The following is a 26250-nucleotide window of genomic DNA, read 5'->3' as shown; positions in this document are numbered from 1 at the left end:
GGGTTAATGCGCAGACCTCTGCTGTCTGCATGCTAACGTTAGACATTTGCGTTAGACTGCACGGCGCCGTGACCAGCGCTGAAAACTGTTAATCACGAATAACAGTACGAACGAAATGACCAACAGCATCAATGCCACCGCCGTAGCCCCTGCGTAGTCATTTTGCTCCAGCTTGGACATAATGAGCAGCGGAGCAATCTCGGTCTTCATCGGCATATTGCCAGAAATGAAGACGACAGATCCGTACTCGCCAATGCCGCGGGCAAAGGCAAGCGCAAAACCCGTCAGCAGCGGGGGTACCAGCTCCGGCACAATAACGCTGCGGAAGGTACGCCATCTGCCCGCTCCCAGCGTAGCAGCCACCTCTTCCTCATCCTTGTCCAGCTCCTCCAGCACCGGCTGAACTGTCCGTACAACGAACGGAATGCCAATAAACATCAACGCGAGCGTAATCCCTGTCTGTGAGTATGCCATTTTCCACCCAAGCGGTTCGAACATTGAGCCGATCCAGCCGTTCTGTGCATATAGAGCGGTCAACGCAACCCCTGCCACCGCCGTGGGCAATGCAAAGGGCAGATCGATGACCGCATCAAACATTCGTTTCCCTGGAAACTCATAACGCACCAGTACCCAGGCGATCAATAAACCGAGAAACAGATCGATCAGCGCCGCGGCTGCGGCACACAAAAAGCTCACCTTGTAGGAAGCCAGCACTCTGGCATCCGTCGCCACGTCCCAAAATTTCCCCCACGTCAGCCCGGTTGAATTCAGGAGCAGTGCTGATAATGGCACCAGCACCACCAGACTGAGATACAGCACACTATAACCCATCGTTAACCCGAAACCGGGAAGTACGCGTTTTCGGGTGGCTTGCATTTGACTCATGTTCTGTCCATCCCTCTCTGCATCCTTTGACTATGGCACTCGCGTCAACTGATCCTCTCGCCTATACACTTCACTTATGTTATGAACTACCAGGTACATAAATCTGGTCAAAAATCCCCTTGTCGCTAAAATGCTTTTGCTGTGTCTCTTTCCATGTCCCGAATACATCCTTCAAGGTTACAAGCTCCAGATTAGGAAATTGATCCTTGTACTTTGCCGTCACACTCTCTAATGTGGGGCGATAATAATTTTCGGCAGCAATGGTCTGCCCTTCTTCACTGTACAAATATTTCAGGTACGCGTCCGCCACCTCGCGTGTACCTTTTTTATCTACCACTTTATCAACCACCGCTACCGGAGGTTCAGCCAAAATACTGATCGACGGATATACGATATCGAATTTATCCGCACCTAGCTCCTTCACAGACAGCAGTGCTTCATTTTCCCAAGCGATCAGCACATCGCCAATTCCACGCTCTACGAAAGTCGTCGTCGCTCCACGTGCTCCGCTATCCAGTACCGGCACATGCTTATACAGCTCCTGTACAAACTGCTGGGCTTTGGCTTCATCGTTATTGCTCTTTTTGAGCGCATAGGCCCAGGCTGCAAGATAGTTCCAGCGGGCTCCGCCCGATGTTTTAGGATTTGGCGTAATGACCTGTACATCGCCGCGGGTTAAATCGTCCCAGTCCTTGATCCCCTTCGGGTTCCCTTTACGTACCAATAACACGATGGTTGATGTGTACGGGGAACTGTTATGCTCATATTTACTTTGCCATCCCTCTTTAACAAGCCCTTTCTCCTGTAACGCATCAATATCATAGCCCAGAGCCAGTGTAACCACGTCTGCATCCAGCCCGTCCTGCACAGAGCGGCTTTGCTTGCCAGATCCCCCGTGGGATTGCTTGATCGTAACCTTCTGTCCTTTCTCCTTCTCCCAATGGGCGGCAAACGCTTTATTATATGCCTCATACAACTCACGGGTCGGATCATAAGAAACATTGAGCAACTCCACGTCCTTGGAGCCGGAAGCAGAGCTACCATCCGCTTGCATCCCTTCCTTGCTTGCCCCGCAAGCACTTAGCACCATCGTTAAAACCAAAGATAGTCCGAGAATAAGTCCAGTTTTATAATTCCTCTTCATCAAGACACCCCTCATTCTATGTAATTTGTAAATACACATTCATTTACGCCTGTTATTTACAGACACAATCAAAAAAAAGGGCGGAGAATTCCCTGATGCAGCCCTGATAGGTCAAACCTGTCACGTGTACAGTGTCTGCCTGCTGTTCCTAGAGGTTCTCCGCCAGAATGGCGAGGTTCTACTTTAATTCTTTAATTCCTACCTGTTTAATGAGTTATATGGATATAATACGAGAGTTTATGAGGGATGTCAAACCTTTTTTTTGGAATGGGATGATCTATAAATCGCTTTCTTCAAGGGGGGACAGTCAGAAACATGGTATACGTTTCCGACCGCCTAGAGGGCATGGGCACACGTGGAATACGACTTAGTTGGCTACCGTTTCAAGATTGATCGAAAAGACTCCAAAATGCTTCGGATTGTCCGTAGCTCTTCTCAGCCACAGCTCACCCGATCCCACCATAACGCCCTGATAATTAACAAACAACTCATCTGTCTTTTGGTTCACCAGCGCCTCACGAATCGCGTCCGTAAAAATCTGATCATATTTAGCCAGAAAATCTTTCTTGTTCGGAATCGTTAGCGACTTTTCACTATCATTGACACGCAGAGGGTACAAAATAAAATTGGCTACCTTCTCCTTATCATTGTCGGCAACAGCCTTCTGCAACGCTTTGAATGTGTTCAAAAATGCTTTAGGATCTTGAATACCTGCTACCTCAAAAGGATTTTGAGATGCATTGGAGGCTGCCGGAGCAGAAGATGTATCCTTTGAAGGAGCTGGGACGGAAGGTGACTTTTTCGCATCAGTACCGCTGTTTTCTGCACTCTCGCTCTCTTTAGCTGCTTTGTCATTTTGTGCTGAACTGCTCTGATTGCCTCCAGCACTGTTCTCGATCATGCTTGTACTGCTTCCCGCATCACTCGGTTCAGCATTATTATCCTGGCCGCAGCCAGTAAGAGCTACAAATGTAAGTGTAAGTAAAATGGCTGTAAGTGACAGCCTCCGTGACATTTTGTGATTATCGGATTCATGTTTTTTGGGCACAACGGGTCATCCTTTCTGCTTTCTACTCTGACCTATTCTGTTCATTAAGTCTTCAACCGTTCTATTGTAACATAAGTAGACTAATGACCGCATGTCGTGCCCATTCTGGAAGGAGCTTACAGTGTAATATATGCGAAGGTTTTAATGTCTCCTCGTGATCCGTCGTCCGTACTTACTTTCAAAATCAGCTCTTTCAAGGAGCCATTTGCAGCCTCATTCTGCCCCTCTGGCTTGATAAACAGCAGATCGTGGCGTTCTCCCGGCTGTAACGTTCGGCTAGAAAACCCGCTCGTTGTGCCTTGCAAGTCTGATCCATTCGAACTGTTGAGCTTGTATTGTACGGGTTGCTTTCCTGTATTCTTGATACTGATATACAGCTTGCGCCCCTCTTCAAATCTAAATTCTGTTTGTCCTTGTCCTCCGAATTGCATTCTTTGGTCATGTACGATACGCTTCGCTGCTTCCCCTTGCTTATTCTGCATGCTAAGCGGAGCTGTCTGGTGCGTGGCACCCGCCGTTGATGTATAGGTGTTCGTCGGAACGCTCATATTGGCAAAAGCGACATAACCTACGATCACCCCCGCCACACCCATCCAAACCCATTTTTCCACCATTTCATATCCCTCCTACACAAAATATGCTGAAGCTACGTCGTATGAATTCAGTCGTCACCATGATTGCACAGATGAAACGGCTTATCTTCTATAAGAAAGCGATCCAGCCAGGTCATGGTATATATAAATTCGGGTGCCGATTCAATCAATCCGTTCACAATGTCCAAGGAACGCAGATTCCTCAGGTTTTGTATCTCAGGGGGGAGTGTACGGATTCCACTATACGAGATATCCAGATACTCCAGTTGATGCAGCTCTCCGATTGATGGAGGTACATTTCGGAATGCCAGTTCCTCCTTGGGGATCACCTTGTAGTCCGGTGCCGGGCGATCATAGCATCCACAACTGACTCTTAGGCTTTTGAGTCGGGATAACTTGGCAATGTCAGCAGGTAGCTCTTCCAAATCTGCTACTTGAATCGTCAGTGACTCCAATGATTCCAATTCAAACAATGCAGACGGTAGTGTTCGTACATCCTGTTCAAAGATAGTCAAATGCTTCAGAGAACGCAATTTTCTAATCCGTTCCGGGATCTCCGTCAAGCCAAACCGCATGAGCTCCACTCGATCCGGTTGATGCCGAATAGCATCGTTCAAAAACATATCTATATTGCCATGATGTTCAGATTTGTGAATAAACACACCGGGGATAAGCTTTTCTAATTCATCTGCATCTTCTTTATCCATGTTCAATCTACCGATTCGTTCGTGAGCTATGTTAATGATCCAATCCTCTCCATCGGCATTCTGGAAACACAAATCTTCTGGCAATTTCGGATGCACCCAGGAAAACAGGCTGGACGCCGCATGCTTTAATACTCTTCCAGCCTCAGGCGTGCATTGGTACCGGTAGAAGGTTCCCGGTGTGTAGGCAATGGAAAGCTCCCCCCTCATTTCCTCATAGGAGTGCGTGGACAGCAAAAAAGGATTCAATTGCTGTAACAATTTCTCGAACAAAACATCCTTGTTGGCGACTCCATTGTCATCCTCAGTTACCCAGTTATGTACGCCTAGCATAAATGTATCTGCCCGTTCCATAGCATAATCAATCAGTCTTTCATAAGCTGTCCCACGAACATCGCTGTATAATCGGAACATGTCTCTCCTCCTCTGTGCTGTCCTGCGCCCTGACAATAAAAAAAAGCCAAACTCATAATCTATTATGAGTCTGGCTGTCATATTTTTCAAACTTGTTCAAAGGAATCCATACGATGGCTCTCTATCTAGATAAGCCGCAAATACAGCTTACATATTATTCTGTCACCGTTCCGTAGATCAGCACGGGTGCTTCCGCGTGATCCGCAATACGGATATTTGCGTAGATTTTCTCCAGCACTTGATCTACGTCTTCACGGTTGGCATGGATAGTAACCAGCGAATCGCCTTTTTGAACTGCATCGCCGACTTTTTTGTTCAGCATCAAGCCGACAGCCAAATCAATCTCGGATTCTTTGGTCGCACGACCTGCTCCCAGCAGCATCGCAGCGGTACCGATTTCGTCTGCCACAATTTCAGCTACCACACCGTCCTGCTTTGCAGGTACTTCAATAAGATACTGCGCCTGTGGCAACCGTTCTGGATGATCCACTACAGAAGCGTCGCCGCCCTGATTTGCAATAAACTCTTTGAATTTCTCCAGTGCTTTGCCGTTACGAATGACCTCTTTGAGCTTCTCTTCAGCGTCTTCGAGAGAGTCTGCTTTCCCAGCCAAAAATACCATCTGACTGCCCAAAGCCATACACAACTCTTCCAGATCTTTGGGTCCTTCCCCGCGCAATGTATCAATTGCTTCTTTAACTTCCAGCGAGTTCCCGATGGCCAGCCCTAACGGTTGGCTCATGTCGGAAATAACCGCCATAGTCTTGCGACCCACATTGTTCCCGATGCTTACCATGGCATGTGCCAGTTCTTTGGCATCTTCTACTGTTTTCATGAATGCCCCCGCACCTGTCTTGACATCCAGTACGATGGCATCAGAGCCGGCAGCGATTTTCTTACTCATAATCGAGCTGGCAATCAGCGGAATCGAATTTACCGTTGCTGTAACATCACGCAAAGCATACAATTTTTTATCCGCAGGAGTTAGGTTGCCACTTTGTCCGACGACCGCAATTTTGCTGCGATTCACCAAATCTACGAATTCATCCTTAGTGATCTCCACGTGAAAGCCTGCAATGGCCTCCAGCTTGTCGATCGTTCCGCCCGTGTGCCCAAGGCCGCGACCTGACATTTTCGCTACTGGAATGTCTAAGGCTGCTACAAGCGGAGCCAGTACCAGTGTGGTCGTATCACCCACACCACCAGTGGAGTGCTTATCGACCTTTACACCTTCAATTGCGGACAAATCAATCGTATCTCCTGAATGAACCATTGCCATGGTCAAATCAGCACGTTCCCGTTCGTTCATATCTTTGAAGAAAATAGACATCGCCAATGCACTGACCTGATAATCAGGAATTTCACCCTGAGTATAGCCTTGGATAATAAAGTTAATTTCCTCAGTGCTCAGTTCTTTTCCGTCACGTTTTTTTTCAATCAAGTCTACCATTCTCATATGTCATTTCTCCTCACTGTGCGTATGATCGTTTACAGGGATACTGCTGTATCCAGTGCAACTTCCATCATTTCTTTAAACGTGGTTTGCCGTTCCTCTGCCGTCGTTTCTTCACCTGTCAGCAAATGATCACTTACCGTCAGAATGGTCAGTGCGTTTACACCAAACTTGGCTGCCAGCGTGTATAAAGCCGAAGTCTCCATCTCCACACCCAGCACGCCGTATTCCATCATCTTTTGTACCACTGATTTGTCATCACGGTAGAAGCTGTCTGAGCTGAATACGTTGCCGACATGCATGTTCAAGCCTTTGGCAACACCGCGATCATAAGCGCCCTTTAAGAGAGGGAAGCTGGCAATCGGTGAGAAATCATAGCCGCCAAAGATATGGCGGTTCATGCCGGAATCTGTACAGGATGCCTGTGCCAAAATGACGTCACGAACGTGCACATGCTCCTTCATTCCGCCGCAAGTACCCACACGGAACAAGTTTTTCACACCATACTCGCTAATCAGTTCGTTGACATAAATACTGATGGAAGGCAGCCCCATCCCGGTTCCCTGTACAGACAGACGTTTGCCTTGGTACGTTCCCGTGAATCCGAGCATTCCGCGTACCTCGTTGTAGCAGGTCACATCCTCCAGATACGTTTCAGCGATAAATTTCGCCCGTAGCGGGTCTCCTGGTAGCAAAATCGTTTCTGCAATTTCTCCAGGTTTGGCTCCAATGTGTACACTCATGTTTTTATTCCTCCGTCCCATTTGTCCATGCTCATATTGTTACTCATATCGTTACTAATCATCCTGCCTGCACTCTTGCTGGCGTCTAGATTACTGAAGCTCTGCCAAAAAGCTAGTTCCGTGTTCAGGCAGTTTTACACCAAAGTTATCCGCTACGGTCGCCCCAATATCCGCAAACGTCTTGCGAACCGCCAGTTCCTTGCCTCCAGCAGCAAAACGAGGGGAATATGCCAGCAAAGGCACATATTCGCGAGTATGATCCGTTCCGCGATATGTTGGGTCATTCCCATGGTCTGCGGTGATGATCAGCAGATCGTCATCATTCATTTTGGCGAATACCTCGGGCAGACGGGCATCGTAATCGTCCAAGGCTTGACCGTACCCCTGCGGATCACGGCGGTGGCCGTATACAGCATCAAAGTCCACCAAATTTAAGAAGCTTAATCCGGTGAATTCCTCGTCCAGCGTAGCCACTAGCTTATCCATGCCGTCCATGTTGGACACTGTGCGCACTGCTTTCGTTACACCCTCGCCGTCATAAATGTCAGAGATTTTACCCAAGGCGATTACATCCAGACCTGCATCCTTCAGCTCGTTCATTGTGGTACGACCAAATGGCTTGAGCGCATAGTCATGTCGATTGGAGGTACGAGAGAAGTTCCCTGCTTCACCTACGAACGGACGGGCAATAATGCGACCCAGCATGTACGGATCTTCCAGCGTGATTTTACGACAGAACTCACAAATCTCATAGAGCTCCTTCAAAGGTACAACTTCCTCGTGTGCCGCAATTTGCAACACTGAATCTGCTGAGGTATAGATGATGAGTGCACCTGTTTTGACGTGTTCTTCGCCCAGTTCGTCAATGATTTCCGTGCCACTGGCTGGCTTGTTGCCAATAACTTTACGACCTGTATGCTCCTCAATGCGCTGGATCAGCTCATCTGGAAATCCATCCGGGAATACACGGAAAGGAACTGCAATATTCAACCCCATGATTTCCCAATGACCTGTCATTGTGTCCTTGCCGTTGGAGGCTTCCTGCATTTTGGTGTAATATGCGAGTGGCTTATCGGCCACCGGTACCCCTTCTATGTGACGAATGTTGGACAGACCGAGCTTACCCATATTCGGCATGTTCAGACCGCCGCGTTCGCGCGCAATATGACCAAGTGTATCTACATCATAATCATCAAACTGGGCAGCATCCGGTGCTTCGCCGATACCAACCGAGTCCATAACGACCAAGTGAATCCGTTTAAATTTAGACATCATAAAAATCCTTTCCTGATTCGCTGTTTTTTTTACAAAAACAACCCTGCAATCGTTGCCGACAGCACGCTAACCAGCGTCGCTCCGTACAACAGCTTCAGACCAAAACGGGCCACTACATTTCCCTGTTTTTCATGCAGACCCTTCACAGCCCCAGAAATGATACCGATGGATGAGAAGTTTGCAAAAGATACGAGGAATACCGATACGATTCCGACCGTACGCTCGGACAAGCCTGTTTGTTTGGTCAGATCCAGCATGGCCACAAATTCGTTGGATACGAGCTTAGTAGCCATAATGCTGCCCGCCTGCACTGCCTCATTCCACGGAATCCCCATAACAAAGGCGAACGGCGCAAACACATAACCAAGCAGCGCCTGAAAGCTGATTCCAAACAACCATGAGAAAATACCGTTAACCATGGCAATCAGCGCCACAAAACCGATCAGCATCGCAGCTACCGTAATAGCAACCTTGAAACCATCCATAATATATTCCCCGAGCATTTCGAAGAAGGACTGCTTCTCTTCCTCTTGAACCTCCAGTAAATCGTCTTCCTTCTCAATCTTGTACGGATTAATAATGGAAGCGATAATAAAGCCGCCAAACAGGTTCAGCACCAATGCGGTAACTACATATTTGGGGTTCAACATTTGCATGTAGGCTCCCACAATCGACATGGACACCGTAGACATCGCAGATGCACACAATGTATACAGCCGATGTTTTGGCAGCAGACCAATTTGTTTCTTAACGGAAATAAACACCTCGGATTGACCCAAGATAGCCGAAGCTACAGCGTTGTAGGATTCCAGTTTACCCATTCCGTTTACTTTGCTCAAGACAAGTCCGATATATTTAATAATGAAAGGCAGCACTTTTACATATTGTAAAATCCCAATCAGTGCGGATATGAACACGATTGGCAGCAGTACACCGATAAAGAACGGTGCTGCTCCTTCATTCGCAATTCCGCCAAAAACGAAGTTAATCCCTTCCATAGCATAACCAATCAGACTATTAAAACCTTTTGCAAAACCTTTGACTAGAATTTCACCAATCTCTGTGTTCAGCAATACGAAAGCAAGCGCTGCTTGCAGAACAACCATAACTATCAGCGGACGATACCTGATTTTACGCTTGTCACTGCTGGCAACGTAAGTAAGTGCAAATACAACGAGCAATCCCACCAAAGCGATTACATATTTCATTTCAATTCCCCCTCATTACATTAAGCGCTTACATTGCCCATAAAAAGAATGCGCCCCAAAGAGGCATTCTTTTTTTTATTTCCCCAGATCCGCAGGTCGAAAGGCACCCGGCAGTAATTGATCCACCGTCCACTCTTCCGTATTGCCATGAAGGTTTGTCAGATAAATTTTGGTATCTTGATGAGCAAATTCGGAAATGACCTGACGACAGGCCCCACATGGAGACACAGGACCTTCCGTATCAGCTGCTACCGCAATCGAATCAATTTTTCGGCAGCCTTCGGATACCATTTTGAAAATCGCTGTCCGCTCTGCACAATTACATAAGCCGTAGGAGGCATTTTCCACATTGCATCCGTGATAAATCGTGCCATCGCTCCCAAGAACCGCAGCACCCACTTGAAAATTCGAATACGGAACATATGCCTGATTACGCGCCTCAAGCGCTTTCTGAATCAATTGATCCTTCATCGCGAATCCCTCCATGACTTTAAAATAAACTTAGTAGGAAGATGTAGATTGCTCGCCCTCGATGATTTTCACACCGGAACTTGCACCGATCCGACTTGCGCCAGCTTCTACTAATTTTTGTACGTCCTCCAGGCTGCGTACGCCGCCAGAAGCTTTAACACCAATATCAGGTCCTACTGTCTTGCGCATCAACGCTACGTCTTCCACAGTAGCTCCACCTGTAGAGAAACCCGTCGAAGTTTTCACAAAATTTGCTCCGGCTTTGACGGACAGCTCACACGCCAGTACCTTCTCTTCGTCTGTCAGCAGGCAGGTTTCGATAATTACTTTTACCAGTGTACCCGCAGCCGCTTCCACAACTGCACGGATATCCTGCTCGACAAGCTGTACATCACGCGCCTTCAAAGCGCCTATGTTAATTACCATATCAATTTCAGTTGCACCGTTAGCAATAGCATCTTTGGTTTCAAACGCTTTCGTTGCCGATGTATTGGCTCCCAGTGGAAATCCGATAACCGTACAGATAGCCACGCCTGTGCCTGCGAGCTGTTCGGCTGCATAAGCTACCCACGCCGGATTCACACATACAGAAGCAAACTGGTATTTTTTTGCCTCAGCAGTCAGTTTTGTAATTTCATCCTTCGTCGCATCTGCACGCAACAATGTATGGTCGATTAATGCTGCAATGTTCATATCTAAAGGCTCCTTCATTTAATAAATAGTGTGAAGAAAATGAATCATTTATTTCTCTGTGATGAGATCATCATAGCACGGCTCTGAACATATGTAAAACACATTTTGAAATTATGTTCACGCTTGTACACAGGCCGTTCACCTACAATTCATGTTACCCTGTAGGCACACACCGTAACCATGTTTAATTGAAATTGAGACCCACAGGTTCTATTGCAAAAGTGCTTGTGCTGTAAACTGATCCGTCACCAAGATATTCGCATACTTGCCGCGCAGTGATGCCCGAATGGCCTCTACTTTGCGCTGGCCTCCAGCTACAAGGATGGACTTCTCCTTCTTTCGCAGCTCAGGTAAATCAATTCCAACGGTACGGCTGTTGATTTCCTGACTGCATATGTTGCCCTCATCGTCAAAAAAGCGCGAGCAAATACCGAGCTATGGTGTTAAAGGCTTCTGCGAACAAATTCACGGTTTCCACGGCATAAGTGTTGACATGCGAATGGCTTACGCCTCCTTTGAGCTGAACCACCTCAACTCCCTTGACCTGCTTTTGCTGGAGATGAAGCGCCACCGCATGCATGGTTGTTCCCCATGTCACTCCAATAATATCAGCATCCTGTACCGTTTCATGCAAATAGTCGGCTGCTTTTTTGCTAATATGCTTCTTGATCTCCTGATATTCATTTAATGGCGAATAACAGACCAGCACGGTATCCAGCCCGTATTTCTTTTTCACCTGCTCTCCGAGCGCGTCCATATCCTCCATGGGGTCCACAATACTGATCCGCACGTATCCCTGTTCCTTGGCAGCCTGAAGTAACCGCGATACCGTAGGCCGCGAAACTCCGAGTCTGACCGCGATATCCTGCTGGCTATAGTCGTTCAGATAGTATAATCTGGCTGCCTCGATACTTAACCGCTGCTTTTCATGATCCATTCTACCTCAACCCGCTTATCTTAAAATGTAGTGCATCGGACACGACCTCAGCTCCAAACATTATATATGAAGGGAAACTCGAAGCCCGCCTTGTCCGGTTGGTTGTTATTTTGGAAGATTTAACTGCTCGTTTGTGATATTCTGTGATTAACTAAAACCATTTTACCGCATCCTCCACTTTATCGTTCCATCTGTCAAAACGCAATAGTTAACCCAATTTACCGCTAGTTCACAACTTGTGATGGACTTATCTGAATATGTAAGGAGAATTGTTATGTCTGAATATATTGTGTGCAGTCTGGCGGACAAGAAGTTCGCGTTAAACTTTCTGGAAGTCGAAGAAGTTATGAATGCCAAAAAAGGGACACCGCTCCCCTTTTCCGAAGCATGGCATGAAGGAATGGTGACCATTCGTGGCGATGTATTTACAATCCTTAATCTTCGCAAAAAACTGTTTCTTCCCGCATCGAGCGACTCCTCCGAGGACAAAATGATTTTGCTCAGTCGTGCGAAGATTGCCCTGCTTGTCGATCAGGTGGAGGATACGGCATCTGCTGAAGACAGTCAGCTACAAAGCAATGAGGAAGAATGGCAACGCGAATTGTTTCCTACTGTGATGGAGCATCGGGGTACTCTCATTCCGGTGATCGATATGGACGCTTTTCTCGCATCCACCAAGACGAATTAAAAAAATACTCCCGAACCTTGAGCCAGCTTGCACTCATCGTTCGGGAGTATTTTCCGTTATTGGAGTCCCTGCCCCTCTTTCATATGAACCAACGTGTTTAGCTGCTCCAGCAGCGTATTTCCGCCAGTCAGCGATATCGTACCAATCTTCTCGCAGATTTTTTCCATGAATTCCAGCTCTTTGAGACGATAGAGGGTGGAGTTTTCGTCCATCAGCTTGGCCGTATTGAGCAAACTACGAGTGGATGCCGTCTCTTCACGTCGTGTGATGAGGTTGGCTTGTGCCTTCTTCTCTGCCAATAGCACCGTATTCAGAATATCCTTGATATCCCCCGGCAAAATAATATCCTTCACCCCTGCGGATGTAAAAGTAACCCCATATTCACCGCTCTGCTCATTCAGTCGTGTCAAGACATATTCCGCGATCTCCTGCTTCATTTTCAGCAAATCATCCAGCTTCATTGTGCCCACGTATTCACGCAGCAGCAGTTGAAGCATAATGTATATTTGTTCCTCGTATGCTCTGAATTCCAACGCCCGTAGCGGCTCGATGATCCGGTACTGACAGACGAAGTTAAGGCGCAGCGTGATTTTGTCTTCAGTCATGATTTCCTGCCCCATCAGGTCCATCTGCTGCTGTCGCATATCTAATGTTTTGATCTCTGTATTCACCGTGGACAACCAGAAATAATATTTGCCCGGTTTCAGTTCACCTTGCAGCACATTATCGTAATACAAAAACCCCAATTCATGACTGGCCACCTGAAGGGCTTTCCAGAAGCCCGGTGTCTTGGACAAGAATGCTTGCCCCAAAGCCTTATCAATTGCAGGCTGCCGGGTATCTGCTCGAACAAAACGATGCTCCTTAAGCATGTTCCAAAATGCATATTTCCCTGCTGTCAGCAGTTCTACAAACCGATTATCCTCATAATGCAGCACATATTCATGATCCTCTACATCGATGACAGTCAATTGCTCCAGCAATAGAGGATCTGTCAAAAACAAACGAATATCATGATCTGGTACAAAAAATGATTCGGCTACATTCAAAATTTCAACAGCTTCCTGCTGAAATGTCTTCAATAGGTAGGTACCTGGGAGCAACAACTTGTGGTAGCTTCCTTTTTTGAACAGCAGTCCGCGCTCATCGGCTTTAATCGTTATCTTCTTAAACATCGTATCACTCCTAGTGTTAAAAATCCTCAACTTAAAAATGTACATTTTCCGCGTGTAGCGGCTCCACGTTCCATTTGATCTTCCGATCGCTGTTGCTCCTGAATTTTTGGATTTGATGAACCCCTTATAGGGTTAAAATTCAGGTGCAAAGGCGAACGCTTCGCTTCTCCAGATTCGAACGGACCGCTCCGCTTATTCGCACGTTGAGTCAAAACACATTTTTAAAATGAGGATTCTTTATTTTTATTTGTTATAGCAGGGGTAGGACCCTTGCAGAGCATCCCTCCGTGTGAAAGGCGGGGCCAAGCTTAAGGAAAAAGAAAGGAGCCGCCTGTTCCCGTGTTTCGGGGATTGAATTCACCAGCCCAACATCGACTGTGAATCTGTATTCCCGTAGCCTCTGGTCCTGTCGGCGCTTGCTCTCTCCGGTATCCGCTGACCGCATAGCCATCGCTCCAGCATCTGTCATCAAGACCAGACATGGGATGCTCTTATCGGGGTCTTTTCATTGTTTTATTCGTCCATTCGAATACTCTACCAAAAGTCGCTTGGAAGGCGATTGGGAATCGAACCCTAATTGTTGGTGGATACATCAGATTTACAGGATACCTGATCCGATTAGGGCAGGCACTGCGGGACCTTTGGAAATCCTCGCCTCGGTAATATCTTCCGTATCAGCCTTTATCATTATTGCGCACCCTTGCACTCACGAACATGGCGAAAGTATTACGACCCCATAAAAAACAAAAAAAGACACGGAGGAAGCATATGTGCTTCCCTCATGTCGTTCTCTCACCATTCACTTACAGCTCTTTGTGACATTTGACCATGATAAATTTGAATGGAGGTTTGCTTTCCATATTTTTATGTGGCTCAACAATTTCCGAAATTTCTGTTAATCCATATTTTCCGAATTCTTGTTCTATCGAGTCAGCATTATAAAAAAACATGTTTACCCCTTCCATGATCTCGAAATAGTCTTTACCTAGCTGCTTTCCCTTTCCAAACATCGGAGCTTCCTTTGAAATAGTAGTAAAAACCATATATCCATTTGGCTTTAGCTGATGATAGCAATCCTTAATAAATTTCTCTCTCTCACTTTTATTCAATAAGTGAATAAGCGCATAACAAAATATGCCGTCATAAAGCTTGTTATCAAAAGGCATATCCATTACGGAGCCATGAAAAATACTGATATTGAGCCCTTTTTGTCTTGCCAAATCAATCGCTGTTTTTGAAATCTCAATACCTGTAACATGTATTCCGTTGTCCATAAAAACCTTGGCATTTCTACCATATCCAATACCAGGTATCAATATATTCTTAACGTTCTTTTCAATGAAAAAGTCCTTGGTCAGAATTGCTGAGTCTGAAGGTTCAAAGCCCCACATCATTTGATTTTCTATAAAGCTTGATTCCCAAAATTCTGTCATACTTTTATCTCCTCTATAATTATCATATCCATAATTTCGAATTTATTCAGGAGCAAGCCCGGGCTGGAACGTGTCTAACGCCTCGATCGCGGAAATTTCGGAAACCCCTGTCGTTGTAGAGGCCGTCTGGTGGGTATAGCTGAATGAAGGCGTCTCATATTGCAATCCCGCCTTTTCATAGGTGAACCAATTGCTGACGGCCTTTCCGATGGTGAGGTCTTTAACCCGCTGCTCCCAAACACCGGCGTTGTTGGTCATCCGGTAGTTGAGCTGTTGCCCACCTAATAAAGTATAATGCACGTCAACATAGGCTGAGGCTGTTTTGGGGGTAAATTGAAGCAGTGCTTCACGATCGCTGACAAAGCGGGCCCGTACGGTGTAATCCTCCGTTTCTCCGCCACCCTCATTGCCGCCAGATGCTGCCTCCGTAGTTACCGATACAGCACGACTTGCCGCAGACAGGTTACCGGCTGCATCACGAGACTTGACGGTAAAGCTATAAGCGGTCGCTGCATTCAGTCCTGTAATTGAAGCGGAAGTGCCGTTTATCTCAGCCTCCTGAGTCCCGTCCTTATACACGATATATCCCGTAACGCCAACATTGTCTGTAGCTGCCTCCCACTCCAGTGTAACCGCCGAAGCCGTTTTGGCCGTAGCTCGCACATTGGCGGGGCTGGTTGGGGCCTCTATATCAGGTTGTGGATTGCCGCCGCCGTTTCCATTTCCGATATTAAAGCTGTTCGGCTGCACGGTAATACTATGTCCATCTGAAAAGGTTACTATTTTCTCTTGGTTGGTAAAGTTGTAGGCCACATAGGTTTTTACACCGTTCTTATGAAATACGGCATAAATAGGTGAATTGGCAGTGACGCTACGGTCGATGTTGCCAACAGCATCCAAGTTATAAATCCAGTGGTAGGCATTCGCCTTGGAATTCCCAGCTTCCGGTGTCATCGCCGCTACGCGTGCACTGAATTTGGCCTTGGCATCGGACGGGTCCGAAATCGCTCTGTACATATACACGATATCTTCCCACGGACTGAAATTCCCACCACTTTTTTGCAGCAGATTGCTAAAATTTTTAGCCGCATATTCCGGATATTGTGTCAGATACAAGGAAGCAGAAGTAATCGGCAGCCAGTTGATGCCATGCACCTCTGCGGGGTTATTGGTCCACCATGTAGCATTCCCGACCGTTTTACCACCCCAGATCATACTTGCCGTCGCACTTTGCATCCCTGAAGGGGTGTTTGTACCTTGTTCATCAAACCAGTATTCGTTAATCGCATTCATTTCCGTTGTATATAGATAGATGCCCAGATCACGAGTTTGGGTATTTTCCGTCGCCTCGCCCCATAAAATCAGACCGGCCCAAGCATTCATCGCTTCCGAGGAGGATTCATTGTTGTTGCCGTCGCCAAATTTGGCATGACCGGAAGCCCAGGTGTGACCGGCATAGGGATCAAAATTACGTAAATACGGAAATTTAGAATCAGACCTGTCTGTATTGGCAATGTCGCGAATGAGCAGCTGCACCATCTGCCCCCATTGTGAATTGGATGCCCAGCTCTTGTCCAACCGTGCAATTTCGGCCGCAGCCTTAATAAAGTATCCATAATGGAAATGATGGTCGTTTAATTCTACCGCACTGCCAAAGCTGTCGGGATAACCGATTAATGTCCCCCAATTGCTATTGTACACAAATAGGTTCGAGCTTTTCAGGTTTCCTGAGCTGTCGCTGGCCTTAAACCAGTCCTGTAGCCGACTTTTAATCTCATTGCGGAACTGGCTCGCTGCTGCGGTATTGCCCACCTGGTCAGCAATTGGCGCCAAGGCTGCCAGCTTGCCCAAACGTTTTCCAGTCCAGTACGTGTCACCATCGCCAGAATATACTTCCGCTTTCGCTTCGTCTATATAACTATTCAGCTTATTTTTATCATAAGACCCCAAATCGGGCAAAGAAGGGAGCACGCCTGTAAACTTCATCTTCGTTTGAAAAGAAGCCCCTTCCGCTGTTTTCATCAGACCACGTACAGAATTGTACGTATAGCCCAGTAGAGATTGTGATGAGTTTTTCCACTGATGTGGATATAAGGCAAAAATAGTACCCGCTTGTGTACCTTGTTTTGCGGTTGTTGTAACGGTAAAGGTGGTTGTTACCTCGGAAGAGGCTTCGTTGTAGCTGTACTGTGCTTTGGAGTCTGTAACAAAAGAATAGGCATATTGCTGAAATTTGTCCAAGGTCGCCGTTGTATTGTCAGGCAAAGCCGCCACTGTAAAATAGTTTTTCCCGTTCAATTGATTGATCAGAGTGCTCGTTCCGAGACCAGACCAAGTGCTGCCGGAAGGACCAAACAGACCATAGTGTGAGCCATTGATCGTAATGCCAAGCACAGGGGAGGTAGCGGAGCCAGACCAGACCTTGGGTACCTCATTGAACGAGAGCTTGGGATTACCGCCGCCAAACTCGAAAAAAACATAAGGAGAGCCATGCCCATAGGTAGCACTCATTTTGTTGCTGCCGCTTTGAAATAACGATTTGACAAACCAGTCACTGAAGCCATCCACCTTGGCATCCGGAAATGAAGCGCTTTCAGAATGTCCGATGGTAAAATCATTCACATCATCCATCCAGCCTGCAATGTATCCCGGATTCACCGTAATTTTACCGCTTGGGTTAAAGATGCGCAGACCGTTTTGCTGATTTTTCAAGGCAAGTGGATGCGGATATTGAGCCTCGGAGTAGGGCACCCAGGCCAGACTGCTCCACCAGTCGTTAGTAGGCATTGGGCTAGTTACATTCGCTGTCTTATAAATTTCGTTTTGCGGTGTAGCTGCTCCGGCAGGTAGTGTGGTTGAATAGGAGCCTGTGCCTTGTGTGACCTCACCCGAAAAGGCTTTAGTAGAAACCGGTGCAGCTAAACATATCAGACTGGCACTTAACAAGCATAATATCATTTTTTTCACAACCAACATCCTCCTTTGAATTCTCTTATCCCTTTCCCTGCAAGGCTTTTCCCTTTTCTTCCAAGCTGAATTCAACTTCATTGTGCTTGATCTCTATTTCCAGGTCAATCCTTATATTTCTAAAATCTAACTAAACGAGGCGAAAGTCTCTAAAAATACACAAGAAACCAGGACGAAAAACCCAAAAATCATGTCATTTTGTATTAAGTAATTATGTCATTTTGATTTCACCCCATAAGACGTTCACCTTATGAGTTATTCACCCCATTAACCATTCACCCTAATAAACGTTTAGTATATAAAAAAAGAATCCTCCAGGCCTTTTTAGCCCTTCAGATCCTCTGTTCTTTTGAATTTATAAGTTTTTGAATCAATGAGTTTGAGCTTTTAAGTGTTTAGTTTCTCCTGCCCTTCCCATGCTCCACACCATTTCGAAAAATGAGTGACTTTGCGGTGGGATTCTTACCTTTAAATATCTTATACAATCCGAAGAATCCCACTGCAACAGCGATCGGAAGATCAACCCCTTCGCGGAGCCTCCTTCTCCACCCGAAACAACTCACTCATTTTCCTCGCCCAAAATACCCTTCTATTTTCCAGTCCACGCCAACCTGTGTTACGCTCAAATCCTGCAAGGCCACTGCATCGCTCATCGCAGACACGCCCTCTCCCCCGAGAAAGCCCGGGGCTGCGCGCCCTCCAACCAGCTTCGGCGCCATATACAGCACCAGCTTGTCTGCCAGGCCTTGCTGCACGAACGAAGCGTTCACCTCGGCCCCACCTTCCACGAATACGGACGAGACCTCCTCCGCCCCCAGAATGTCCAGCATTTGCGGAAAGTTGACCCGCTCACTGTTTTCATCCTGTGTCGGATAAACCTTTATACCGAGCTGTTCCAGCTGGCTTCGCTTGCCTTCATCATAAGCCCGCCCTGTGAATATCCAGGTCGGCGCCTCTCCATCTGTAATGACACGAGCATCCAATGGAATACGAAGCTTACTATCCAGAATGATACGAATCGGATTCCGTCCTTCTGGTAGACGAGTCGTAAGCTGAGGATTATCATGAATCACGGTCTGTACACCGACCAGGATGCCTACATGCTCGTGACGAAGACGATGCACATCCTCCCGTGCAGCCTCAGATGTGATCCACTTGCTTTCAGAGGTTCGAGTTGCAATTTTACCGTCCAGCGTTACTGCCGATTTGATTGTAATAAAAGGTCGCTTGCTCACGATATATTGATTGAACACTTCATTCATGCGGATCGATTCCTGCTCACATACGCCGACAATGACCTCAATGCCCGCATCTTTCAAAATCTGTACCCCTCTGCCGGAAACCAGCGGGTTCGGGTCCAGTGCTGCAATCACCACCCGGCGAATGCCTGCCTTCACAATCGCTTCCGCGCACGGGCCTGTCCGGCCGTGATGAGAACACGGCTCCAGCGTTACGTAGATCGTCGCTCCCTGAGCGTGTTCCCCCGCCATACGCAAGGCATGAATCTCGGCATGGGGCTCACCAGGCTTCAAATGAGCGCCGATCCCAACGATACGGCCATTGTTAACAATGACTGATCCGACGAGCGGATTCGGTTCTGTTTGCCCTTTGGCACTTCTGGCATTTTCCAGTGCCAGGCGCATATATTTTTCGTGAGTGTTCATAGAACCTCCCTGAGATCGGAATCCCGCAAATGGCCGGATCGTTCTACTTTTGTATTCAAGTACCGTTCATTATATTGTGACACATCGCCCCAGAGCGGCATACGTCCCGCCACATTCATACCCGACTTCTTCAAGGCATCCAGCTTTTTAGGGTTATTTGTAATCAGAGTTACTGGTTTTTGTCTCAGATGTTGAAGCACACTAATGGCATCCGCATAATTGCGTGTATCATCTTCAAAACCCAACTGATGGTTGGCTTCGACGGTATCCATGCCTTCTTCTTGTAGAATATAAGCCATGGCTTTACTAAACAAACCGATTCCGCGACCTTCATGATTTGCCAGATAGAACAATGCACCTGTTCCATGTTCCACAATCATTTTCATCGACTGATGGAGTTGAAATCCGCAATCACAACGCTTGCTACCAAAAATATCTCCAGTATGACAAATACTATGCATGCGAACTAATGCATTTTCGGACTGTTGGAGATCCCCGTACACCAATACACTTGATTGTTGTCCCTCCGCCAAGTTCAGTGTGGACAATCGCTTCACGATCGTCTCAGCATTGGCATTCAGTAAGTTCTGGCGATCTTCCTCGTCCCGTACAGGTAGCCAGCAATACCATTGAAAAACAACCGTTTCCCCTTCTAAATTAACTGGCAGCTTGATCGGTCCTACCAAAATTGTCGAGGATTGCTCTCCACGAACAGTTTGAATTTTATCGTTAAGTAGCGTAGCTACATCTTTAATATTCATCTCTCTGCACCATCCTTTATATAAACTCTATATATGAAATGCCTCACATTTCTCAGGCTAATCGTTGTTGTCGGGGTTTTATATCATTTAACTATGTGTAAGAAATGTTCATGAAACGTGGACTCCAAGATTAGTTGACGCTCCTGAAGCTCGGTGACAGCCTGCCGTCGTCCATCTTCGAAAGCCTTCAGGTCTTCTGCGGTATATACCTGCTGGCGTAAACGAAGAAGCTCACTGGCCAGCACATCGGCATCCTTCAAAGCAGCGTTCAAACCAAAAGCTCCCGTAGGTGTCATGGTATGCGCCGCATCTCCAATCAGGACCAGTCCATTCTGTGCCCATGTGTCACTACGGCTGCTGAAAATATCCAACGGTACGAAGTCCTTCCATGAACGAATGTGATCATGCACACTATGCTCTAAATCTGGAAAAGCCTCCGTAAACAGCTGTATAAATGGTTCAAAAGATTGCTTAAACAGGGTGGAAAAGCTCCCCTCCTCCACATTCCAGCCAATTTGGATATAGCCCTCAGCCTGCGAGAATAAAGCCAACTGACCTCCGTTGACCAGGGCTAGACGAGTGACGGGCTCCCACCCGGTAGGTGCCGTGATTTTGGCCCATAGCAGATCATAGCCGTGGCGAATGTTAGTCACAAGCATCTGCGCCAGCTTGCGCACAGTCGAATAGCGTCCGTCTGCCCCCACAATCAAAGAACTATGAATTGTAATCTCATGACCGTTCTTATCGCGGGCGGTCAAGCCCGTGTACCCCTGCTCGCTGTCACCCTCCAACGCAGTCACAGTTGTACCTGCCAGGTAACGGAAAGACTCGTAGGTGGACGCCTGCTTGAGCAGAGCATCCAAAAATCGAGGTTGTGGAATATGCACCCCTACATTACCATGGATTGAAGCTGGCTCAACCGTCTTGACCTGCTGCTGATGCTGCCAATATTCGATTCTTGTGGAGGCGAGAATATGATCCTCATGAATTTGTTCGAGCAGTTTATGTTTGCGGATCACTTCCTGACCCTCATCGTTTAAAATTTCACCGCGGAAAGCCTTTCCGGGCACGCTCTGCCGCTCAACCAATATCGTTGAAACACCCTGCTCCGCCAGTAGACAGGATAACAAAGTCCCTGCGGGTCCCCCTCCAACTACGCACACTTCACATTCTAGCTTCATCCGACTTCCCCCTGCACCCAAACCATAACCTCAACGATTCGTCCGTATCTGTTCATTTAATTACATCATTAATCATATCAAATTAAGTTCAAATTTTAAGCATTTACATCTTAAACTCCGTATCAAAGCTAACAAGTTACTTTATGTAACAAAGTATATTTATATCATTCGATTTCGTCAAGTAATAAATTTATGTAAAGTAAAATCATTTACTTTTAACAGTGAATCGTTAATAATAGGAGCATGAGGTGATCACATGAATATTCCGCAGATGTGCCCACGGTTTGAAAAGGCTATGGAGCTACTGAGCAAGCGTTGGACGGTGTTGATCGTATTTCAACTAACGAATGGTCCGCAACGTTTCGTCGCTATTGAGAATTCAATTCCTAACTTAAGTGGAAAAGTCCTTTCGGACCGTTTGAAAGAGCTGGAGGAAGAAGGAATCATTCAACGTATGGTTTATCCTGAAAAGCCTGTGCGGATTGAATACTCCCTTACGGATAAGGGACGCGATTTAGCTCCTTTATTTGACCATATTGGTACTTGGGCTACACGCTGGATTGAGGTTTTACCAGCACTTGAACAGCAATGATCCATATGGGCTACAGCTATTTTTCCTAGCTAACATGATCCACACACAGACTGCTAACATGCCAAAGAACGCCTTTGCTCTAGGTACAATTCGTACTCATCGTGCAAGGCGTTCTATTTTTTTATATGACGGAGTGTTAAAGGTCCATCTAAGATCGCATCCAAGATTTAAACATTTCCCTCACTGCTGCGTTGCATTTCCTCACGGATGGATTGCACCCGTTTTTTCCCCCAGTCATACATCATCTCCACAATCGGTAAAATCGTCATCCCCAGCTCAGTCATCGAATACTCCACCTTTGGAGGCACTTCGGGATACACTTCCCGGTGTACAATACCGTCCTCCATCAACTCCCGTAGCTGGTTGGTCAGCACTTTATGCGACAGCTTCGGAAACAACCTTTGCAGGTCACTGAACCGGTGCGGCCCTTCGACACCCAGATGCCATAAAATAACGACCTTCCATTTCCCGCTCAGCACAGATAGCGTTAATTCCTTTTCGCAGTTGTAGTCTCCGTTTACAATTTTCTCCCGTATTTCTTCTCTCAGCGTATCAGACATATATCAATTAACTCCTTCGAAATCATCATGATCTTCCACATGAATAGTAACCTGCAGGTAACCTCCGTACTTGAAAGTGCATTCTTCACAGCCCGACGAAGCCACCCTACAATAGTAAATAACGTTACACACTCAAGGAGGAATAGAGTATGAGTAAAAAAGCTCTTTTTATTATACCCCCAGAGCGCTTTAATGAGGATGAATTATTTAAACCAAAAGAAGCGCTGGAGCAAGCAGGTGTTACTGTAACATTAGCCAGTACAAAAACAGGCGAAATCATGGGTGACTACAACGGTAAAGCGACGGCTGATCTTGTCTTTACAGACGCTGTGCCGGCTGAGTATGATGTGGTATCTGTAATCGGCGGATCAGGAACAAATGATCATCTGTGGAATAACGCGGATCTCCAAGCTCTGCTGAAACAAGCTCATGAGCAAAAGACTTTAGTGGCTGGCATCTGCGCAGGCTCTGTAGCTGTGGCTCAAACCGGCCTGCTCTCTGGCAGAACGGCTACATGCTACCCCGTGGATGTGCAAAAGGATCAGCTCCAATCGCATCAAGCCGACTATGTCGCTCAGCATGTCGTCGCTCATAGCGATATTATTACAGCCGACGGCCCAGATGGTGCACAGGAGTTTGGTAAAGCACTCGTTCAAGCTCTGCAATAAGCATATTCTCGAAGTTCCAGATGGCACTTTAAGCAGCACTCCAACAAGCCGCATCGCGTCCTTTCTATTGTATGGGACCTGATGTGGCTTCTTTGTGTCATTTTCATGCTTAAGTGATTAATTTAATTGTATGGTCCTGGATTTTCGTGTTAGCTTTAAAGAATCGACGTTTAGTATAGGAGGCTTATATGCCGTGTTTATGAAAGGCAAAATCCATTTACATCAGGTAACGTCCGAATCGTTGCGACTGGGCGCCTTACTATCATTAGTAGGGGGCTTTTTGGACACATATACCTTTGTTGGAAGAGGCGGTGTTTTCGCCAACGCACAGACAGGCAATATCGTCCTGCTGGCTGTCAAAGTCATTCAGGGGCACTGGGTTCAGGCATTATCCTATATCCCGCCTCTGATCGCCTTTTCACTGGGGGTTTTTGTTGCTGAAGGGATTAAACGCAAATCAACCCACCGTTTAACTCCGGACTGGACCCGCGCTATTCTTTTACTGGAAATCGCAATTTTTTTCATCGTGGGACTGATTCCGCAAGGAGTTCCCAATACGGTAGTGGTGGTGATCGTCTCGTTCGTCGCTTCCGTACAAATGACTTCCTTCCGCAAGCTCATTGATGTGCCGTACACCTCCACGGTCAGCACCGGTAATCTCCGATCAGCTACAGAGGCTATGTATGTCGCCATAACGACTAAGGACACGAACGCTGCCATTCGAGCGATGCGTTATGGTGTCATCCTGGCTGCCTTCTTGGTAGGAGCCTTGCTGGGGGGATTTCTGACTTTGACGATTGGGGATAAAGCCGTTTGGGGCGCTGTTGTTGCACTTATTTTTTCTTTTATTTTATTTACAGAAGAGGAAAAGTGGAAGCTACCGCTGCGTCACTAATCCTCCATTATATTAGCCCTGAATGAACTGCCGCTGGGCCGTTTCAAAGAAATTCAAGAGGTTCTCGCGGGACGAAAATGCTGCCTGAGCAGATTGGTTGCTACCGCCCCCCTTGCCCTGAAACGCGCCCAGATTCTCTTTCAAAAACGCTCCGCAGCTAACGGATTGGCTACCATTATGTGCCAGAATGATTTTGTTTTCGGCTGTTGTGGCAAATAAAACAAGCAAATCATGCTCAGCTGTCAGCTTGGCAGCCAATTGCTGCATCTCCTGAATGGATTTTTGTTCAAATACATGAGCAAGAACATGCCCCTGTACAGCAGACAGCAGCTCTTTCGCTTGGTACGATGCATTTTCCTCTTGTAGAAACTCCACTTGCGCCTTGAGCTGCTTATGCTCCTGCTCCCACTTTTCGAATCGAGTCAAAATATCCTTTCGCCCAGTATTGAACTTCGTAGATAACACGTCCAAAATCCGAGCACTCTCATTAAAGTCTTGGAGTGCGCGAGCACCACATTTGAAATGGATTCTCGCCATCCCTTTTTGCTTTTCCCATTTCAAGCATTTAATCATTCCAATTTCCCCGGTTTGAGCCACATGTGTACCGCCGCAAGCATTATATTCAATGCCTTCGATCTCAACAATCCGAATATTTTCTGTTACTTTAGGCATTTTCACAAGCGGAATGTCCTTCAATTGCTCATGGGTTACAAAATAACTTTTTATGCTGCGGTTATTGTAGATTTGCCGATTTGCTTCCTGCTCGATTGCCGATAGCTGCGCGGATGTTATATCAGAACAGTTGACATCAATTGTGGCGTACTCTTGTCCCAAATGAAAGCTTTCTGTACGCGCACCTAACAGTTCCAGACAAATCGCTGACAGCAAATGCTGCCCGCTATGCTGCTGCATATGATCAAATCTGCGCTCCCAATCCAATTGGCAGGCCACTTTCTCCTCCTCCGGCAAACGTTCTACCTGATGCCAAATGTCCCCATCCTCAAGAACCACATCTAATACACGGATGCCCTGAATCGTTCCTGTATCACATGGCTGACCTCCACCATGCGGATAAAAGGCCGTTTCCTTGAGCATAACAAAAAATGCTTCGTCTCTTTCCATGCTCTGTGTAATATGAGTGTCCCACTCCGTAAGATTTGGAGCGGTGTAATATAATTTTGTCGCCATGTCAGGTCCCTCACTTTTGGGTATCTTTGTCTCGTGCGATATCCACTTATTATCAAGCACTTCACTGTAAATATCAATGTAGTGAATAGCTTAAACTACTGCACGGACAACCTCCATATAGTGAAAAATCTGCATGACGATTAACAAAATTTAGCTTGAAATTCATTTTTGAATCGATTAAGATTAGTCGGCTAACTAATTTGTCGACTGGAACACAATGTAAGAAGAAAGGAGAACCTTATGGATTTTGATTTACGGGATTTGCCCACTCGTGAAGCGCTGCAAGAATTTTCTATGCGTATCCCAGAGATTGATGTAAGAGCGACAGAAGCGATGCTATTTTTTATGCGCGTATCCTCCAGTCTTTTTAAAGTGAGCTTTGAAGGCTTTGAGAAGTTTGGTATATCTCACGGAAAATTTTCAATATTAATTCTCCTGTATCGCAACATTCAAACAGGGTTGCTGGCTACAGAGCTTGCGGAGAAAGTAGGGGTTAGCAAGCCTACCGTTACCGGTCTGCTTGACCGTCTGGAACGCGATGGGCTTATTATGAGATCCGTTCACCCTTCCGACCGCCGTATGAGTATTGTTAAACTGACCGAACAAGGAACAGAAATGATGGAGAGACTGCTGCCTGTACATTTTACATGCACTTCCACACTGATGAGCCATCTATCCAACGATGAAAAAGAACTGCTCCTGACATTACTGAAAAAAATAGAAAGCGGCATCCCTCAAGCAAAAGAGATATATGAAGCAGCAAAGCCAGAGTAAGTTTTAATTTTTGCATTTTAGTTAGCCGGCTAACATCTAAATTATTAAATAATAGAATAAATAAAATGTACATAATCAGGATATTTATTCGAGTCTAGGTTGAATCCATTTTATGAACTTAAGGAGCATATTACCC

24 protein-coding genes and 1 pseudogene are annotated in these 26250 nt (G+C 46.5%); 5 read left to right on the top strand and 20 right to left on the bottom strand.

Features of this window, described 5'->3' with window-relative positions; genetic code table 11:
- Nucleotides 1–51 precede the first annotated feature (51 nt).
- From cysT to G7035_RS12145, 12 genes and pseudogenes are all read right to left on the bottom strand, one after another.
- On the bottom strand, nucleotides 52–885 hold the full coding sequence (cysT, locus tag G7035_RS12200; RefSeq protein WP_019688657.1) for a sulfate ABC transporter permease subunit CysT: 834 nt from the start codon (nucleotides 883–885) through the stop codon (nucleotides 52–54).
- Nucleotides 886–964: 79 nt separating this feature from the next.
- Nucleotides 965–2029 (bottom strand): sulfate ABC transporter substrate-binding protein, encoded by a 1065-nt coding sequence (locus G7035_RS12195; RefSeq protein WP_019688658.1) that lies wholly within the window; start codon nucleotides 2027–2029, stop codon nucleotides 965–967.
- A 367-nt stretch (nucleotides 2030–2396) separates the two neighbouring features.
- Complete coding sequence (locus G7035_RS12190; RefSeq protein WP_016820378.1) at nucleotides 2397–3077, bottom strand: hypothetical protein; 681 nt, start codon at nucleotides 3075–3077, stop codon at nucleotides 2397–2399.
- A gap of 116 nt (nucleotides 3078–3193) precedes the next feature.
- Nucleotides 3194–3691: a hypothetical protein gene (locus G7035_RS12185; protein WP_019688659.1), complete on the bottom strand. Its 498-nt coding sequence runs from the start codon at nucleotides 3689–3691 to the stop codon at nucleotides 3194–3196.
- A gap of 47 nt (nucleotides 3692–3738) precedes the next feature.
- Nucleotides 3739–4788, bottom strand: a complete 1050-nt coding sequence (locus tag G7035_RS12180) for a leucine-rich repeat domain-containing protein (RefSeq protein WP_019688660.1) — start codon at nucleotides 4786–4788, stop codon at nucleotides 3739–3741.
- A 154-nt stretch (nucleotides 4789–4942) separates the two neighbouring features.
- Complete coding sequence (locus tag G7035_RS12175) at nucleotides 4943–6244, bottom strand: pyrimidine-nucleoside phosphorylase (RefSeq protein WP_019688661.1); 1302 nt, start codon at nucleotides 6242–6244, stop codon at nucleotides 4943–4945.
- Nucleotides 6245–6276: 32 nt separating this feature from the next.
- A complete protein-coding gene (gene deoD, locus G7035_RS12170) occupies nucleotides 6277–6984 on the bottom strand; it encodes a purine-nucleoside phosphorylase (RefSeq protein WP_019688662.1) in 708 nt (235 codons plus the stop codon).
- Between the two features lie 90 nt (nucleotides 6985–7074).
- The gene (gene deoB, locus G7035_RS12165) at nucleotides 7075–8259 is read right to left on the bottom strand and encodes a phosphopentomutase (protein ID WP_019688663.1); all 1185 of its coding nucleotides are present in this window, start codon (nucleotides 8257–8259) and stop codon (nucleotides 7075–7077) included.
- Nucleotides 8260–8288: 29 nt separating this feature from the next.
- On the bottom strand, nucleotides 8289–9467 hold the full coding sequence (locus G7035_RS12160) for a NupC/NupG family nucleoside CNT transporter (protein ID WP_016820385.1): 1179 nt from the start codon (nucleotides 9465–9467) through the stop codon (nucleotides 8289–8291).
- A 75-nt stretch (nucleotides 9468–9542) separates the two neighbouring features.
- Nucleotides 9543–9938 (bottom strand): cytidine deaminase, encoded by a 396-nt coding sequence (locus G7035_RS12155; RefSeq protein ID WP_016820386.1) that lies wholly within the window; start codon nucleotides 9936–9938, stop codon nucleotides 9543–9545.
- A gap of 30 nt (nucleotides 9939–9968) precedes the next feature.
- Nucleotides 9969–10631, bottom strand: coding sequence for a deoxyribose-phosphate aldolase (gene deoC / locus G7035_RS12150; RefSeq protein ID WP_016820387.1), 663 nt, complete (start codon nucleotides 10629–10631; stop codon nucleotides 9969–9971).
- Between the two features lie 210 nt (nucleotides 10632–10841).
- Nucleotides 10842–11568 (bottom strand): annotated as a pseudogene (locus G7035_RS12145) (sugar-binding transcriptional regulator).
- Between the two features lie 274 nt (nucleotides 11569–11842).
- Here G7035_RS12145 and G7035_RS12140 point away from each other — a divergent pair.
- Nucleotides 11843–12256, top strand: a complete 414-nt coding sequence (locus G7035_RS12140) for a chemotaxis protein CheW (RefSeq protein ID WP_017425579.1) — start codon at nucleotides 11843–11845, stop codon at nucleotides 12254–12256.
- A 56-nt stretch (nucleotides 12257–12312) separates the two neighbouring features.
- Here the strand turns inward: G7035_RS12140 and G7035_RS12135 are convergent, their stop codons facing one another.
- The 6 genes from G7035_RS12135 to G7035_RS12110 all read right to left on the bottom strand — a co-directional run bounded on the left by G7035_RS12135 (nucleotide 12313) and on the right by G7035_RS12110 (nucleotide 21437).
- On the bottom strand, nucleotides 12313–13431 hold the full coding sequence (locus tag G7035_RS12135; protein ID WP_016820390.1) for a slipin family protein: 1119 nt from the start codon (nucleotides 13429–13431) through the stop codon (nucleotides 12313–12315).
- Nucleotides 13432–14234: 803 nt separating this feature from the next.
- On the bottom strand, nucleotides 14235–14864 hold the full coding sequence (locus G7035_RS12130; protein ID WP_019688665.1) for a class I SAM-dependent methyltransferase: 630 nt from the start codon (nucleotides 14862–14864) through the stop codon (nucleotides 14235–14237).
- Between the two features lie 42 nt (nucleotides 14865–14906).
- Complete coding sequence (locus tag G7035_RS12125) at nucleotides 14907–17831, bottom strand: glycosyl hydrolase (RefSeq protein ID WP_019688666.1); 2925 nt, start codon at nucleotides 17829–17831, stop codon at nucleotides 14907–14909.
- A gap of 563 nt (nucleotides 17832–18394) precedes the next feature.
- The gene (ribD, locus tag G7035_RS12120; RefSeq protein ID WP_019688667.1) at nucleotides 18395–19495 is read right to left on the bottom strand and encodes a bifunctional diaminohydroxyphosphoribosylaminopyrimidine deaminase/5-amino-6-(5-phosphoribosylamino)uracil reductase RibD; all 1101 of its coding nucleotides are present in this window, start codon (nucleotides 19493–19495) and stop codon (nucleotides 18395–18397) included.
- Complete coding sequence (locus G7035_RS12115) at nucleotides 19492–20256, bottom strand: GTP cyclohydrolase II (protein WP_016820395.1); 765 nt, start codon at nucleotides 20254–20256, stop codon at nucleotides 19492–19494. Before G7035_RS12115 ends, ribD begins: the two co-directional genes overlap by 4 nt.
- A gap of 83 nt (nucleotides 20257–20339) precedes the next feature.
- On the bottom strand, nucleotides 20340–21437 hold the full coding sequence (locus G7035_RS12110) for an FAD-dependent monooxygenase (protein ID WP_019688668.1): 1098 nt from the start codon (nucleotides 21435–21437) through the stop codon (nucleotides 20340–20342).
- Nucleotides 21438–21693: 256 nt separating this feature from the next.
- On the opposite strand from G7035_RS12110, the gene G7035_RS12105 reads away from it, so the two are divergent.
- A complete protein-coding gene (locus G7035_RS12105) occupies nucleotides 21694–22029 on the top strand; it encodes a winged helix-turn-helix transcriptional regulator (RefSeq protein ID WP_013312049.1) in 336 nt (111 codons plus the stop codon).
- Between the two features lie 167 nt (nucleotides 22030–22196).
- Here G7035_RS12105 and G7035_RS12100 read toward each other — a convergent pair whose 3' ends face one another.
- Complete coding sequence (locus G7035_RS12100) at nucleotides 22197–22589, bottom strand: winged helix-turn-helix transcriptional regulator (protein ID WP_016820397.1); 393 nt, start codon at nucleotides 22587–22589, stop codon at nucleotides 22197–22199.
- Nucleotides 22590–22738: 149 nt separating this feature from the next.
- On the opposite strand from G7035_RS12100, the gene G7035_RS12095 reads away from it, so the two are divergent.
- Together G7035_RS12095 and G7035_RS12090 are read left to right on the top strand one after the other, a co-directional pair.
- Entirely contained in the window at nucleotides 22739–23257 is a 519-nt protein-coding gene (locus G7035_RS12095; RefSeq protein WP_017425587.1) for a DJ-1/PfpI family protein, read from the top strand.
- A gap of 193 nt (nucleotides 23258–23450) precedes the next feature.
- The gene (locus tag G7035_RS12090; RefSeq protein ID WP_019688669.1) at nucleotides 23451–24152 is read left to right on the top strand and encodes a YoaK family protein; all 702 of its coding nucleotides are present in this window, start codon (nucleotides 23451–23453) and stop codon (nucleotides 24150–24152) included.
- Nucleotides 24153–24164: 12 nt separating this feature from the next.
- On the opposite strand, the gene G7035_RS12085 is transcribed toward G7035_RS12090, so the two are convergent.
- A complete protein-coding gene (locus G7035_RS12085) occupies nucleotides 24165–25340 on the bottom strand; it encodes an alanyl-tRNA editing protein (protein WP_019688670.1) in 1176 nt (391 codons plus the stop codon).
- A gap of 240 nt (nucleotides 25341–25580) precedes the next feature.
- Here G7035_RS12085 and G7035_RS12080 point away from each other — a divergent pair, with 240 nt between their 5' ends.
- Entirely contained in the window at nucleotides 25581–26114 is a 534-nt protein-coding gene (locus G7035_RS12080) for a MarR family winged helix-turn-helix transcriptional regulator (RefSeq protein WP_019688671.1), read from the top strand.
- The last annotated feature ends 136 nt before the right edge of the window (nucleotides 26115–26250 follow it).

It is taken from the genome of Paenibacillus polymyxa (genome assembly GCF_015710975.1).
In the GTDB taxonomy this organism is placed as follows: Bacteria; Bacillota; Bacilli; order Paenibacillales; family Paenibacillaceae; genus Paenibacillus; species Paenibacillus polymyxa.
Note: the sequence above shows the minus strand (reverse complement) of the source record. Positions and strands in the feature narration are given on the sequence as shown.